General features: G+C 37.0%; 8 protein-coding genes. 2 read left to right on the top strand and 6 right to left on the bottom strand.

The genetic code is table 11. The features are described from left to right. Positions 1 to 25 precede the first annotated feature (25 nt). Positions 26 to 3,628, top strand: coding sequence for an SNF2-related protein (locus tag AsAng_RS16845; RefSeq protein ID WP_264788276.1), 3,603 nt, complete (start codon positions 26 to 28; stop codon positions 3,626 to 3,628). Here AsAng_RS16845 and AsAng_RS16840 read toward each other — a convergent pair. The 3 genes from AsAng_RS16840 to AsAng_RS16830 all read right to left on the bottom strand — a co-directional run bounded on the left by AsAng_RS16840 (position 3,618) and on the right by AsAng_RS16830 (position 8,412). Beyond that, a complete protein-coding gene (locus AsAng_RS16840; protein ID WP_264788275.1) occupies positions 3,618 to 4,199 on the bottom strand; it encodes a Crp/Fnr family transcriptional regulator in 582 nt (193 codons plus the stop codon). The two genes, AsAng_RS16845 and AsAng_RS16840, sit on opposite strands and share 11 nt — an antisense overlap. 2 nt (positions 4,200 to 4,201) lie before the next feature. Next, complete coding sequence (locus AsAng_RS16835) at positions 4,202 to 4,786, bottom strand: TPMT family class I SAM-dependent methyltransferase (protein WP_264788274.1); 585 nt, start codon at positions 4,784 to 4,786, stop codon at positions 4,202 to 4,204. A 419-nt stretch (positions 4,787 to 5,205) separates the two neighbouring features. Further along, on the bottom strand, positions 5,206 to 8,412 hold the full coding sequence (locus AsAng_RS16830) for a CHAT domain-containing protein (RefSeq protein ID WP_264788273.1): 3,207 nt from the start codon (positions 8,410 to 8,412) through the stop codon (positions 5,206 to 5,208). A gap of 251 nt (positions 8,413 to 8,663) precedes the next feature. On the opposite strand from AsAng_RS16830, the gene AsAng_RS16825 reads away from it, so the two are divergent. Next, positions 8,664 to 10,001, top strand: coding sequence for a DEAD/DEAH box helicase (locus AsAng_RS16825; protein ID WP_264788272.1), 1,338 nt, complete (start codon positions 8,664 to 8,666; stop codon positions 9,999 to 10,001). 86 nt (positions 10,002 to 10,087) lie between these two features. Here AsAng_RS16825 and AsAng_RS16820 read toward each other — a convergent pair whose 3' ends face one another. From AsAng_RS16820 to AsAng_RS16810, 3 genes are all read right to left on the bottom strand, one after another. Then, positions 10,088 to 10,561: an ASCH domain-containing protein gene (locus AsAng_RS16820; RefSeq protein WP_264788271.1), complete on the bottom strand. Its 474-nt coding sequence runs from the start codon at positions 10,559 to 10,561 to the stop codon at positions 10,088 to 10,090. Between the two features lie 105 nt (positions 10,562 to 10,666). Next, positions 10,667 to 11,464, bottom strand: coding sequence for a 3'-5' exonuclease (locus tag AsAng_RS16815; protein WP_264788270.1), 798 nt, complete (start codon positions 11,462 to 11,464; stop codon positions 10,667 to 10,669). A 230-nt stretch (positions 11,465 to 11,694) separates the two neighbouring features. Beyond that, the gene (locus tag AsAng_RS16810; RefSeq protein WP_264788269.1) at positions 11,695 to 14,634 is read right to left on the bottom strand and encodes a CHAT domain-containing protein; all 2,940 of its coding nucleotides are present in this window, start codon (positions 14,632 to 14,634) and stop codon (positions 11,695 to 11,697) included. Positions 14,635 to 14,824: the final 190 nt, after the last annotated feature.

The raw sequence follows: 14,824 nt of genomic DNA, 5'->3' as shown, positions 1-14,824 counted from the left end.
ACAATGTTTTAATGAAAATGAATAAATGAATACGTCAAAGGTCGTCGATTTAAAAATGATAAATGTTGGTCTAAACCAAGATTTAAAAATGTCTTATATTTGCACTATGATGATAGAAACTGTTTATGGGAAAACTTGGTGGGGAAGGCGATGGTTGCAGCCTTTATTGGAGTGGGATGACAAACAATGTTTGGCAAAGGGGGAAAAATATGCTCAAAACGGAGCGGTCGTCCAATTAACAATTAATGAACAGTATGTCGTAGAAGCTACCGTTTTGGACTTTGGTAAACAGCAGTATCAACAACAGCTAAAACTCCGCCCATTATCTTCCAAGGATCAAGAAAAATGGCTAAAGGTTCTAAAAGATAAGCCCAATTGGATGAGTGCTTTGTTCCAACAAAAATTGCAAGAAGAATTAGCAGCAGTAGATGAACAAATGGATACGAACATACTGTCTTATCAGTGGGCAGATTGGGGGATGGCTTGCTCTTGTTCTACTAAAAAAACACCTTGTAAACATTTAGTGGCTGTTTTGCTGATCTTGGGACAACGCATGGATCGAGATCCTTTGTGCTTATTTCAATTGCGGGGGTTAAATCTTCTTCAAAGGATAGAAAATAAGCCGCAAAAAGAATCGGTAGAGGGGCAAAATATACATACGTTGGCTAGTTTTGGCGTGGAGCATTCTAGCGCTAAACCCTATGACATGAAACGGGCTGCTGGTCTTGATTTTTCTAATTTTGAGAACCAATTGAAAAGGCATTTTCAATTGTTGCCCCATCAAACGCTATTTTATGAGGGAAATTTAAAGCGAGTATTAGCACAAAAAACAAAAAAAGCGTATCGTTTTTACCAAAAACAAAACTACGACAAAGACCAGTTTCGTGCCTTGCATCAGCAGTTAAAACAAACCAAAGATCTGGCATTAATTATTGATGCGAATAATCAAGTAATCAATCTATTTGCATTAGATGAGGATAAACACATTCCCTTGTTTGCTTCAGATCGAGTACTGTCCAATTGTGTTATTCTTTTTGAAACAATAGAAGCGGGAGATTTGCCACAATATTCAGATGCTTTTATCGCTTTGTATACCGTATATCGTTTTTGCATTAAACTGTTGCAAACTCAAAATTTTTTACCTCGATTGGTGGCTACTGCTTCGGCCTATCTTATACAATGGATTCCTGCTGCTGCTATTAATCCATTGATTAAAAAACAAGTTGAAGAACTAAGCCTTCTCTGTCCTTCTGATTTGTTACTGCTGGAAAGCCCAGTCTTAAAACGTTTAGAACCGCAGGAACAGATTTTTAATCTCTGTCATTTATGGCTTAGTTATTTTATTCAAGCTGCAACAGAGCTTAGCCCTGAATTTGCTACCTTAGACAAGAACGTTGAGTACTGTTTTTTGAGTGGAAAACCAACTGATTTGAGTAATGGCATAGCCAAGCAAATCCAAAGTTGGTTGCAGCCCTTTTATTTGGGACAAAAACAATATGCTCCTATTCTAAAAATAAAAGAAGTAGAAGAGGAAGAGAAAAGAGGTTTCTTTATTACAATACAAGTAGAAGACAAAAGGAGTCAAAATGCAACCATAATAGACTTAAATACTTTCTTAAAAAATAATACCTACCAAGCTCACCATTATACGGTCTTACAAGAGTTAAATCACTTGGTGGACTATTATCCAGATTTAGAAGCTATATGGAAGGGGCAAAAGGATACAACCCAGCAGTATAGCCCCGTTGAATTTGAACGGATTTTTTTTGAGATTCTACCCATTTTGAGGATGCTCAATATTTCTATTGTATTGCCCAAGTCCTTACAGCAGTTGACTCGACCAAGGTTGGGAGTCAGTATTGGGAAAAAGAAAGACCAGTCGGCAAAGGGAAAGTCTTTTATGAACATAAAGAGCTTGTTGACCGTCAAATGGAAGGTGGTTGTGGGGGATGAGATGATGGAAGCGATGGAATTTCTTAAACTACTAAAAGGAAAGGAGGGCTTAATAAAGCACAAAGAGCGTTACATCCATTTAGACAAGGCAGATTTGGATAAGATTTTGGCTCAATTGGAAACGCCTCCCATTGCTACCGTTAACCAAATTATACAAGCCGTTTTATCCACTTCTTTTGATGGTTATAAGGTAGCAGTTGACCAAGAAATACAAGCACTCTTTAAAGCACTTAGAGGCAGCCCAATTATTGCTCCTCCTCAAACACTAAAAGCTACGTTGCGTCCTTACCAGCAAGTTGGTTATTCTTGGATGTATAAGAATGCTCAACTCAATTTGGGCTCCTTAATTGCAGACGATATGGGCTTGGGAAAAACCTTACAGGTAATTAGTTTGTTGCTAAAATTTAAAGAAGAAGGTTATTTTGACCAACAGCAAGCTTTGGTAATTGTTCCAACTTCTTTATTAACCAACTGGATGAACGAAATTAAAAAGTTTGCTCCTCTGTTAACAGCAATGACTTATCATGGAGCCAATCGTAAATTGTCTACTCGGGCAAATGTCATCATTACTACCTATGGCATTGCTCGGATTGATCTGAATTTATTGAATCAGTTGGATTGGTATTGTACGGTTATTGATGAGGCGCAGCATATCAAAAATGCCAACACTGCTCAAACAGATGCTGTTAAATCTATTCAAGCAACGATAAATATTGCCATGAGTGGAACCCCTGTCGAAAATCGCCTAAAGGAGTATTGGTCGATTATGGATTATGTAAATTCTAATTATTTGGGGTCTATGCTTGAGTTTACAACAAAATATAGCGATCCGATTGAAAAAGATTACAATCAAGAGCGGCTAGAAGCGTTTCGCAAAGCCACTGCACCTTTTATTTTGCGTCGTCTAAAATCTGACCGTTCTATTATTCAAGATTTACCCGATAAAATAGAGCAAAATTATGAAGCCAATTTACAACCCATACAGACTGAAATTTACCAAAAAATTGTTCATGATACCTTGCGAGATTTAAGCCAATTTAAGGACGACAAAAAAAAGCGTCAAGGGTTGATTCTAAAATTGATGGGGGGATTGAAGCAGGTTTGTAACCATCCTTATCAGTATTTAAATACAGGAGGGCAAGGACCTGAGCAGTCTGGAAAAGGGCAACGTTTGATGGATTTATTAGCTCGTATTCAGGTACACCAAGAGAAAACGCTCATCTTTACGCAATATCGAAAAATGGGAAATTTGATGTTAAGGTGGATTAAAGAGCGATTTGGTTTTGAACCCATGTATTTGCATGGGGGCTGTTCCAGAACTCAGCGAGATGCTATGGTAGATGCCTTTCAGAACGATCGGCAGCAACGCATTTTTATTTTATCGCTCAAAGCGGCAGGAACAGGCTTAAATCTAACGGCTGCGAATCACGTTATTCATTATGATTTGTGGTGGAACCCTGCGGTGGAGGCGCAGGCTACGGATCGAGCGTATCGAATCGGACAGAAAAAAAACGTACAGGTCTACCGATTTATAACTAAGGGAACTTTAGAAGAAAAAATTGATGCCATGATTCAAAGCAAAAAAGCCTTGGCCAATATGACCGTAGCGTTGGGGGAACAATGGCTGGGCGACTTGCCCGATGAAGCGTTAGAAGCGTTGCTGGTTATATCTTAATCCTTCCCATCAGCTTACTAAAATTAGTGGGATGAATTCCTAGATAAGAAGCCAAATGTTTTTGAGGAACCATATTCAGTAGATGCGCACTACGCTGGACAAAAACTTTGAACCTTTCCTCTATGTCTAAGGTTAATAATTCATAATGGCGTTGCATCAACCCCACTAAGAGTTGTTCTGTTCCCTTTCTAAAAAAAGTTTCTATTCCTCGATGTTTTTCAACGAGTTCTTGCAATTGATAATAAGGAATACGAAGCAGCTTACTGGCTGTAATGCATTCTAAACAAACCGCAGCAGGGCGTTGAGAAATAAAAGAATCTACAATGCCCGAAAAGGAAGGGGGGTAGGTGAAAGCTGTGGTATGCGTTTTACCGTCTTTGATATAATAAGCATGTTGAATCCCCTCTAATACAAAATAAACATAACGTTCTGTATCACCTGCTTGCGTAATGATTTGCTTGCGTTTGAAATGCACGACTTGCCAAGCTGCTAAAAAATCTTCTTCTTCTTCCTTCGTCAATGGATGGATAGACCGCCAAAATGCTTTTAATATTTCCTCATACGTTGCCATTGTTATTTGGTTAATTCTATAAACAATTCAACGCCTGCACGGGGAGGAATTGAGTTTAGGCAGGGTTCTATGCTAAGGTTTGAAAAATAGGGCTCAAAATAACCAATATATTCCGCTTTGTTGCCTCCAAATGGTGGACCTTCTCGACCCAAATCTAAGGCTGCACTAAATAATAAACCAACCAGTAGTCCACCTTCTTTCAGAATTTGAGCCATTTTTAAGGCATATTGAGGGCGAAGACTGGGCGTAAGTGCACAAAAGAAAGTTTGTTCTACAATATAATCAAAATCCTTTTCTTCCAGCTCAAAGAAATTAGCACAAATTAACTGTTCTTTGGGAAAGGAGGGATGTTGTTGGGCAAAATTATCCAATGGTTCCTGTGCCCAATCGCATAAATAGAGATTGGTAAATCCTTGATTAAACAGATAAGCAGCCTCATGGGCATTACCACAGCCAGGGATCAAAATTTTGACACTTTTGTCTTCAACAGCATCAAAATACGTTTTGATAGGTCTAGTGATTTGACCTGCATCCCAACCCATTTGTTGAGTTTGGTAACGATCTTTCCAGTATTCTTTTGTCAACATTGTGTGATGGATTATAGTAAAAAAGAGGTTTCCTATAAAAAATACAACTGCTCAAAATCAGTGTTTTAATGATTCACTTTTGGTGTTAATTTGAAAATTTACCGATTTTATAATTTGATAATACTTGATAATCAAAAAACAATTTTGTGTAAACATTTTTATAGAAAAGCCCTATTATAGTACATTACTCCGCTAATTTTTTGCTTTTTTACAACTATTCTCATGAGCATAGCGAACTAAAAAAAGCAAAAAATTAGCGGAGTATTAATAATAAATAAGTAACAAAAAATAATAGTTCGGTAATTGCTTATAAGTCAATGTAATAAGGTTTTACCGAACTAATAATAAAAAAACGCTAATTCTTTATTCCTTGTAACCTATACAATAGTTTTGAGTCCTTAAATGTTCATCCAACAGAGCTATTTTTTAGCATCAAGAAGAAGATTCTTTTTGCGCCGATAAATCAAGATACCAAAGATACCAATTAAACCAATGCCAAAACTAGCTATAAACCAAGGTGTTGTTGGGGAGTATAACGAAACGACTTGGTTGTTGCCCAATAAAATAAAAGGAGACCAAAAAGCAGGGTGTGTCAAAATATCTGTTGAATTGTTGATGAAATCTAGTTTGGCTTGACGCAGTGCTTCATCCTTTGGGATGCCTTTATTTAGGTTTTGATAAAAATATTGCATGATGGTAGCCGTAGAGAAATCATTAACCGACCAAAGCGAAACCACTAAAGAAGGTGTCCCCGCATACATAAAAGAGCGAGCCAAAGAGATAATGCCTTCTCCTTGTTTAAAGGCACCATAACCCGTTTCGCAGGCAGATAAAACAACCAGTTCATTGTTGAGTTGCATATTGGAAATTTCATGTGCTTCCAAAAAATTATTTTCTGTTTTATTATGATCTTCTGTAAATGCTAACGAAGAAAGCAAGGGATGTTGATGGTTTAGCACTCCATGCATCGCCAGATGAACGACAGCATAGTTGGAAGCAAATTGTTTAAAATTATGTTCATTCGCAGCTTCCTTAAAGAAAAAATCTCCTGTATTAAATAACTCTTGAAGGGCTAAGACTTCTTTTTCCGCAGCAGGCAAGGGACCTAGTGTTGTTCTAATTTGTTGATTGGAAGGAGAGCGTTCGTTGTTACTTGGCGTTTTGGGGTCATAATGTGCTGCAAAAGCAAGCAACTTACCATTGTTGGGGCGATGGTTCTGTTTTTGGTTTTCCAACAATAAGCTGGCAGCATAAGAATAACGGATGGTGTAATGATTCAGCAAATAATCTAGTTTGCGATAATCTTCCTTCTGTTGTTGTGTTATACTTGCTAAGAGTGCCTCAAAAGGAATGTGTCCTAAGTCGCTATCAGGAACAATAATTAAATGATCAATGCCTTCTAAATCTGCGGCAATAACACCAATTAGATGCTGATAAAGAGAATGTGCCGCTTCAGTATAAGTAATAAATGCTCGGTTGGCGTTTTTTAGAATAAATTGATAGTCACTTAGCCCTTTTCTAAGTTTTTTGATGTGTTTCTTTAGCTCCTTAGGCGATATGGATAGCTTTTGGACTTGAATATCGCTTTGAGTAATGAGAATTACATAGGCTGTTGTATCGTAAATACAATATTCTAATAGAGCAGTTTGTGCATCCAATAAATCATCTTGAAGGGAACTAAGGTTTATGGTATTTTCTTTCTGTTTTAAGGCACTATATTTAGGATATTTTTCTTCTAAAAAAGATAAAAAATCGTCCTGAGCTAACTGCACTTTAATGAGTTCATCTTTAGCAGCAATTAAGGCAGTTTTATCCTTTTGTTGATCGGCCTGTATAACCTTTTTCTTAATGAGTGCCAATTCTTTTTTTAAGCTTTTTTCTTGGATTTTTAACGAATCAGGAATTTCGCCAAAAGCAACGGCTTGTGTGCCTTGCAATGCATTGGATAGAATAGCAGATTTGTTGTGTTCTGCAAATAAGATTGTTTCGGAAAGGATTGCCTTGTCACCAGAAATGCGTGCCATTTCCAAAATCAGTTCGAGTGCTCTACTTGATGATTGGGCAGAGCGTTTTAAAATTGCTAATTTATCTTTTTGAGTATAAACTTGACGTTGTCGTTTTTGGATGAACGAGGCTTGTATTTTTTGACTGTTATAGCTGTCCAATAACCATTTTTTGTCATGGGTTTGTTCATAGATTGCTTGTTGTAATTGAGACAAAATTCGGATAGATCGCTGAAACTGCCCCTGCAATTTAAATTCTTGTTGCTTCAAAATAGATAAGTCCTTATCGAGTTGCTGATGGGATATTTTTTTTGTGCAATTGAGAATAATTGCCTTTTGAGCCAACGCTAGACCTGTTTTATAAGATGCTGCTCCTTTAAAAAGATGGATTTGAGCAATGCTGTTGAGTGAAGATACCAGTTTAGGATGTCCCTCTCCATACACCTTTTTACGCAACTCTAGTACTTCTTGGTGGATGGTTAGAGCTAGATTGTACTGTTTTAAATCGCTATAAATGGAGGCTAAATTTCCTTTGAATAAAATCACATAAGGGTGTTCCTTGCCCAACACTTTTTCTCCGAGGTCAGTTGCTCTAATATAGTAGGTTTTAGCTTTTTCAAAATCCTTCATTTCTTCATACAAGCCCCCCAAGTTATTGGTAAAAACAATCGTATTGGGGTGTTCTTCTCCCAAGGCTTCTCGAAAGAGATTTAAGGCTTGTTTAGATAATTTTTCAGCAAGCTTAAAGTTTCCTAAATCTCGATGACAGCCCGCCAAGTTGTTGATATAAATAGCCGTATTGGGGTTGTTGGGACCATTTAGTTTTTTTTCGAGCTCCAATGCTTTTTCGTAAAAGGGAAGTGCTTCTTGCCTTCTGTTCATCTTGTCATACAGTGCTGCTAAATTATTCAAGGTATTGGACAAGTTGGGATCAGTGGGAGAAAAATGTTGCTGTTGTAGTGCCAGTGCTTTTTTAAAGAGCGGTTCGGCATCTTCATATTGTCCCAATCGTTGATAGAGCAAAGCCGTTCCCGAATAACTATCTATGAGTTCAGCAGGGTAGACTTCTGCTAGATTTTGCTGAAGTGCCAGTGCTTTTTTGCCCATTTCCAACCCTTTGGCATAGGTGCCCATCCGTTCATAAAGCATTACAAGATTATTGTAGGTATAAAACGTATATTCTAGGTCGGGAATTACAGCTGCTTGGCAAATTTTTAATGCTCGAAGAAACTGTTTTTCAGCGATCTCGTAGTCTCCAAGATAAAGCAGTACCTTACCTAATTCATTAAGTGTGCTGCTTAGTTCTGGCGATTTTTTACCATGGTTTTTTTCATAAATGGTCAAGGCATCTTGAAAAAGTTCTTGGGCTATTTCGAAGTTTCCCAATTCAGAATTTATACCAGCATGATATTCTAAGTAAAAAGCATAGAGGGTATCCTGAGCACCATATTCTTTTTTTGCATGGTCAGCCAACGCCTCTGTTAATGCCAATGCCGATTCTAGCTCTCCAACATCTCTATAGGTTGAAATGAGGCTGTCTAGGTTGTCAGGAAAATCAATTGCCAGTAATTGTTGGGAAAAAATAAGGGAGGAGTATGCAATAAAAAGTAGACGTAGGGACATAGTAATAATAATAAAGTGTGAATAGAGTAAAGTGCAATAAGACAAGTGCTTATATACAATAATAGTCGAATCAGAAAAAAAATTCCCTATAGAGTTTTGAATATTTGTTTAATACATAAGTTGAAATAAATATGTGATGGTTTTGAGAATTGTGGTAAAGAATAAGTTTTTGCTCAGTGTGCTGTAAATTTTTTGTGTCAAGAGGTTGTTAAAAAAATTACTTCGCTGTATCTTTGTTTAAAAGAAACAAAATGACATTTAATGACTTAAATATAAATACTCCTTTGCGCAATGCTTTGGAGGATTTAGCACTTAGCGAACCGACTCCTATTCAGGTAGAATCTTTGCCTGTTATTATGTCGGGGCGTGATGTTGTAGGAATTGCTCAGACGGGAACAGGAAAAACATTTGCTTATTTATTGCCCATTTTAAGGCAGTTGAAATTTTCTAAACAAAAGCACCCTAGAGTTTTAATTGTTGTCCCAACAAGGGAATTAGTGGTGCAAGTAGTTGGCGAAATCGAAAAGCTAACCGCCTATATGTCCATTCGAACGAAGGGAGCGTATGGTGGCGTTAATATGAATACTCAAAAAGATGAATTGGCAGTAGGCATGGATATTTTGGTCGCAACGCCTGGGCGCTTAGTTGATCTAGCTTTGAGTAGAGCCATTAAACTAAAAACCATTAAGCAATTGGTGATTGATGAGGTGGATGAAATGCTTAATTTAGGATTTAGAAAACAGTTAAGTGATATTTTGGAGTTGTTGCCAGAGCGTCGTCAAAATATTCTATTTTCTGCTACCTTAACCAAGGAGGTAGAAGGGCTAATAGCTGCTGCGTTTCAGAATCCTAAAAAAATAGAAATTGCTGCTTCGGGTACTTCAGCAGATGGCATTGTCCAAAAATTATATCGAGTGCCTAATTTTAATACCAAAATAAACTTACTTAAACAGTTGCTCGCTACCGAAAAAAGTTGGGCTAAGGTCTTAATTTTTGCTCCAACCAAAAAAGTTGCAGATCGTTTATTTGATTTATTAGATGTTGATTTTCCAGAACAAATAGGGGTCATTCATTCCAATAAATCACAAAATTATCGACTTCGTACGGTAGAAAAATTTGACAGTGGTGCGCATCGAATTTTAATGGCAACGGACTTGATTGCCCGTGGTTTGGATTTCCAAGAAATTACACATGTAATTAATTTTGACACACCAGATGAGGCCGAAAATTATATCCATAGGGTAGGGCGAACAGCACGAGGAAAAGCAGAAGGGATGGCAATTACATTTGTCAGTGAAGTAGCGGTAAGCCAAGAATTGGAGTATTTGACGGCTATAGAACGATTAATGGGGCAAAAAATTCCAATTTTACCGTTGCCAGAGGGGCTGGAAATCTCTACAGAATTAATGGAGGAGGAACAATTAAAATACAAGCAGAAAAATGCAATGAAAGACTTTGATCTTTTAGCAAATTCTCAAGGTGCGTTTCACGAAAAAAAATTAAAAAACACCAAAACAAACCGAGCGCAAGAGAAACGTTTAGCTCGAAAACAAGAAAAGTTGAATTCTAGAAAACGAGGCAAAAAATAAGCCAACGTTCCTGTGCCCTATTTATAAATAGAAAGTCGTCAGCATCTATAGATACTGACGACTTTCTACCTGAGGAGCTACTATGATTAAAGTTGGTAAATGACTTCAAATTGTTCGCAAATAACCATCATATCTTCTTCAGGCAATTCACCAAAAGAAGCCAAATCTTTAGAGAAAAAATCCCAATGCACCTTTTTCCAATACGTTAACGTCTGGTCTCCTTCGCCTTCTTTTAGAGCATAATCTTCATTTACTTCATTAAAGGGAATAATTTCTACTTCCGTTGTTTGAATAATACATTGAGCTTCCCCTTCCCAATTGGTAATAATAGCAAGGTCTCCTTCTGCTGGAACGGGTGCTTGATAATGTAAATAAGAAGCTAGTGCGCCCGAAGAGGCTGTTTTTAGACCTGCTTTAATTAGCATGGCACAGGTATCCGCATGTTCTTTGTTGGTTCCCAAATAAAAAGAGTCGGGCATAGAAGTGTGGCTGTGTTCAATATTTTCCGCAACAAAAGAAAACCACATTGCTGGTACGGATTTGTGAATTTGATCTGTCATGTCTGCTAGAATATATGGTTTTAATCGTTTGTTAGGTTTTGTACAACCTTTAGTTTGCCCTAGGGCAATGGCACAAAACGATCAAATTACCAGAAGTATTTTAAATTATTTCATTTTTCCATTAAGGATGGCTTTGGCAATATTTTTTACTTGAGCAGGGAAATCCTTGCTTATAATCCATTTAAGCGTTTGTGGGTTTTTATACGCTTCTTGCCCTTTGTTGGTTCCAAAATTAAAGGTAATAACACCTTCGGAATTTCTACTAAAACGCCCTGTAAAATCTACGTTATTATTATCAGAAATAAAATCGTGAATGGCTTGCATATCATTTTTGATAGGAGCAACGGTTATTTTATCATCATTGTCAATATGATCTACTCCTTCGTAACGTTGGATTTGTCCCCAGAAAACGTCAGCTGTAGCTTTGGTATCAGCCATGGCATCATGGGCATCTTCAAGATCTTTTCCGCAGTAAAACTTAAGTGCTGCTTTAAGGGTTCTAGGTTCCATTTTATAGAAAATCTGCATCGCATCAATCAAGCGACGCCCTTTCATCGAAAATTCCATCCCAACACGACCAAACTCTTCGATTAGCATAGGAATATCAAAGCGTTTGGAGTTGTATCCTGCCAAATCTGCTTCGTCCAAAAAGTCCATTAACTCCACAGCATATTCTTTGAATGTTGGCTTGTTGCGCACCATATCAATCGTAATCCCATGCACTTTAAGCGCATCAGGTTTGATTGGATATTGAGGATTCATTAAAATATTTTTCTCAATAGGAGTTCCTCCGTCTTTTGGGTATTTAATCATTGCAATTTGCATGATTCGATCTCTGACTACATCAGGACCAGTAGATTCTATATCAAAAAAAACGAGATCTCTATCTAGATTAAAATTCATAGTTGATGATTTATTCTTCTTTTAAGTACAGGGCAAACCCAGCTTGTTGGCTCACGAGCAAAGCAACTAATAATGAACCACTAAAATTATAAATTTACCCAAAGGTGCAGCGATCGAATGTCTAATAGCGTTTTAAACTGATTCTAGGTTGGAGTAGATCAATAATTTTAGTTACTCATTCCTCATGAGCATTTCATTTATTGTTTACTTCATTCTAATTTGTCCTGTATTTAGGTAATTTTTATACAATATATGATTATAACCAAAAAAAACAATAATAAAGCAGCAAGGTACCATATTTTTGTGGAAGGTACTCTATCTATATCCAACCTATTTGTATTTCCAATTAAAATATATCCAGACCAGAAATAGGGGTGAGCGCTAAAAGAGGAAGCCTTTTCTAAATAGCGTTGTTTGGCAAGCTTGAGCGCCATGTGTTTAGGTACTTGGTCAACTTGTTGATAAAAGTCCTGAATAATAGAACTGCTCGATTCATCATTAATTTGCCATAGAGTAGTTAATATACTAGGGACACCTGCATACATAAAATCTCTAGCCAAACTCATAATGCCTTCTCCCTTTTGCCAATAACCAATTGCGGTTTGACAGGCCGATAAAACTACGAAATCTGCTTGTAATTGCAGTTGTGCGATTTCGTGAGGTTGCAAGATAGCATTTAGGCTATCTGGGGAATCTTTGGCAAAAAATAACTTTGGCTGTTGTAGTTGGTGGTTATCGGCAAGGGCGTGTGAAGCTAGGTGTAAAACTCCAAAATCACTACTCTGGGCTTGGAATGTTTTCTTTTTAGCTGTGTGTTTGTAATAAAAAGCCCCCTGAAATTGTTGTTCTAGAAACTGAACTTCTGTAAGATTAGCATGGAGCGAAGGCAATTGTCTTTGCTGTTCATAGCTGGGAGCAAATCCTAGTATTTTTATATTTTGGTGGTTAAGGTGTTTGTACTGTTGGTAATAATAAGAAGTGGCAGAATAAGCATAGCTAATGGTATGTTTGTGGAGGGCATAATTTAGTTGATGATACCCTTTGGCTTGGGGTTTTATTTGGGTGGTTAGGCATTCGAAGGGGAGGTAACAAAGCCGACCATCTGGAATAATAAGGACTTCATGGGGAGGATTAATGGGTAACAATATGTCATAGAGTTTAGCTGCTACGAGATCAAACTGTTGGCAAGAATTGCTTAGTTTTATTTTGCTATGTTCAAGTGACAATAGCGCATTAGAAAATTGATCCATGTCTTTTTTTATTGCCAAACTAGCTTTTTGAAAATATAATTGTTCTTGTTGGATGCCAAGTATATAAATGGTATGTTGACCATAAAAATAATTAACGAGCATTTGTTGAGCAGAGAGTTGTTTTTGTAGACTCGTCAGTTTTATGGGGCTGTGATAAGGTAGTTGTTGATTGGTACGATGCATCTGCTCTTGATAAAGTTCATATTGTTTGAATATTTCTTGCCGTAATTTAAGGGCTTGGTCATTATTTTGTTGGTGTTCTGCTTTTTTCCATTTTTGTTCTAAAAAACGAAGCTGGGCTAATTGCTTTTCCTGCTTATGAACATTGTAATGTGCTAATTTATTGTTCCAATAACTTTGTTTGATTTGAGTGGACAATAGCACCGCTTTGTTGTACTCCATGAGTTGAAATGCTTTGCATAGGTAGGTAAGTTTGGGGTGTTTTTGGTACAACTGGTAAGAGAGTTCTAAGCCCTGTTCGCAAATTTTTCGAAGCTCTTGAATCAAATTTTGTTGATCTGTGATGTAATTCAAATTGGTTTGTAATAAGGCAAGTATTGGTTGGATTTGATCCAATAGCAAAAAGGTGGCTTCCTGTTCTTTGGGGGGCAAGTGCAAGCTGATTTTTAGTTTTAGTTCAATGATTTTTAGCATCAATATTTTATCGAGTGGGTGTTGCTGCAATTGGTTGCTTTGATAGGCTAGATTTGTATAGTGATAAGCAAGAGCATATTGTTGCTGCGCTTGGTGCAAATAAGCCATATCAAGATACATTTTTGCCAAATCGGGATGACGGTGATTGTGATGTGTTTTATGAATGTGGATGATTTTTTTGAAATATTGTTCCGCTTGTTTGTAAGCGCTGTTTTGGCGAAATAATTTGGCGAGTTGCCATAGGGGAGCAATACTTTGTGTGCTATTGGAACCAAATAAATTTTGGTAAATTTTAATCGCTTGGTTAAGATGATAATGGGCAGCATCTTTTTGTGTTAATTGTAAGAAAGTTGCTCCTATGTGATTGTGAGAGAAGGCGATGAGGTCATGCTGTTGTCCATAGGTTTGGTGTAAGATAGCAAGGCTTTTTTGATGGTACGTAAGTGCTTTATTAAACTCCCCCAGTTGATAATAACATAAACCAATATTGGTATAAGTAGTTTGTATCGTAAAATGATTTTCGTGGCGCAGTTTTTTGCGAATATCAACCACTTTTTGATAATAGGCGAGGGCTTCAAGTATTGCTTTTTGCTGAATTTTTAAGGAGGCTAGATTGGTATAAATTCGGGCCAATAATTCTTCTGAAACTTCTGTAGCAAATTGTCGATAAAGATTCTGGGCGTATTCATAGGTTTGTTGAGCTGCGGAATAGGTCGCTTTTTGAATTTGTATGCTTCCCAATAAAATTTGCAAATTAATTTCGGCTTTAGGTTGTCTTGGTTGTATTTTTTTGTAGCCAGTTATTGCCCTTTTTGCTAATAAAATAGCGGTTGTATAGTCTTCTAGAAGATAATGCGTTTGTGCTAAAAATCGATAAATACTGAGACTTTCACTGTGATTAGAACCCAATATAGATTTATAAATCGACAATGATTTTTGTCCCCAATTGAGTGCTTTCTGATAAAACGCAGTGGTGCGATATAGACTGGCGATGTTAAAATATACTTCTGCTAATTTTTGCTTTTGCTGAGTTCTACGCCGAATATTGGCTTCTTTTTTTGCAATATTTAATGCTTGGTTATACTTGTGTTTCTTGGCATATAGACGGGTGAGTTGGCGATAAATAGTGGCGCTACTATCTACTGTAATAAGCTTGCTTTTAAGGCGATTGTGAAGGGTTTGGATGGCCTGGTCTTGTGCGATTATAGCCGTGCAACAGAAGGATAGGTAGACCACTAGTAAAAGGTGTTTCTTTAGGAACATCATTGGAGGACTGGGGATTCAATAATAAATAAAGATGAAAAATAAAAATAATTTTATTAAGAATGTAATTCTTGGACAAAATGTGTCAATCTGGAATTTTAGAAGCAAGGAGCCATTTAATTTTTAGAAGAAGAGAAGAAGTTTGTTTTGTGGCTAAAGTATAGACTATGTTAATTCTAAACCAATAGAAATT

Source organism: Aureispira anguillae (genome assembly GCF_026000115.1).
Lineage (GTDB): Bacteria > Bacteroidota > Bacteroidia > Chitinophagales > Saprospiraceae > Aureispira > Aureispira anguillae.
The sequence above is the reverse complement of the archived record's forward strand: the minus strand, read 5'-3'. Positions and strand labels throughout refer to the sequence as shown.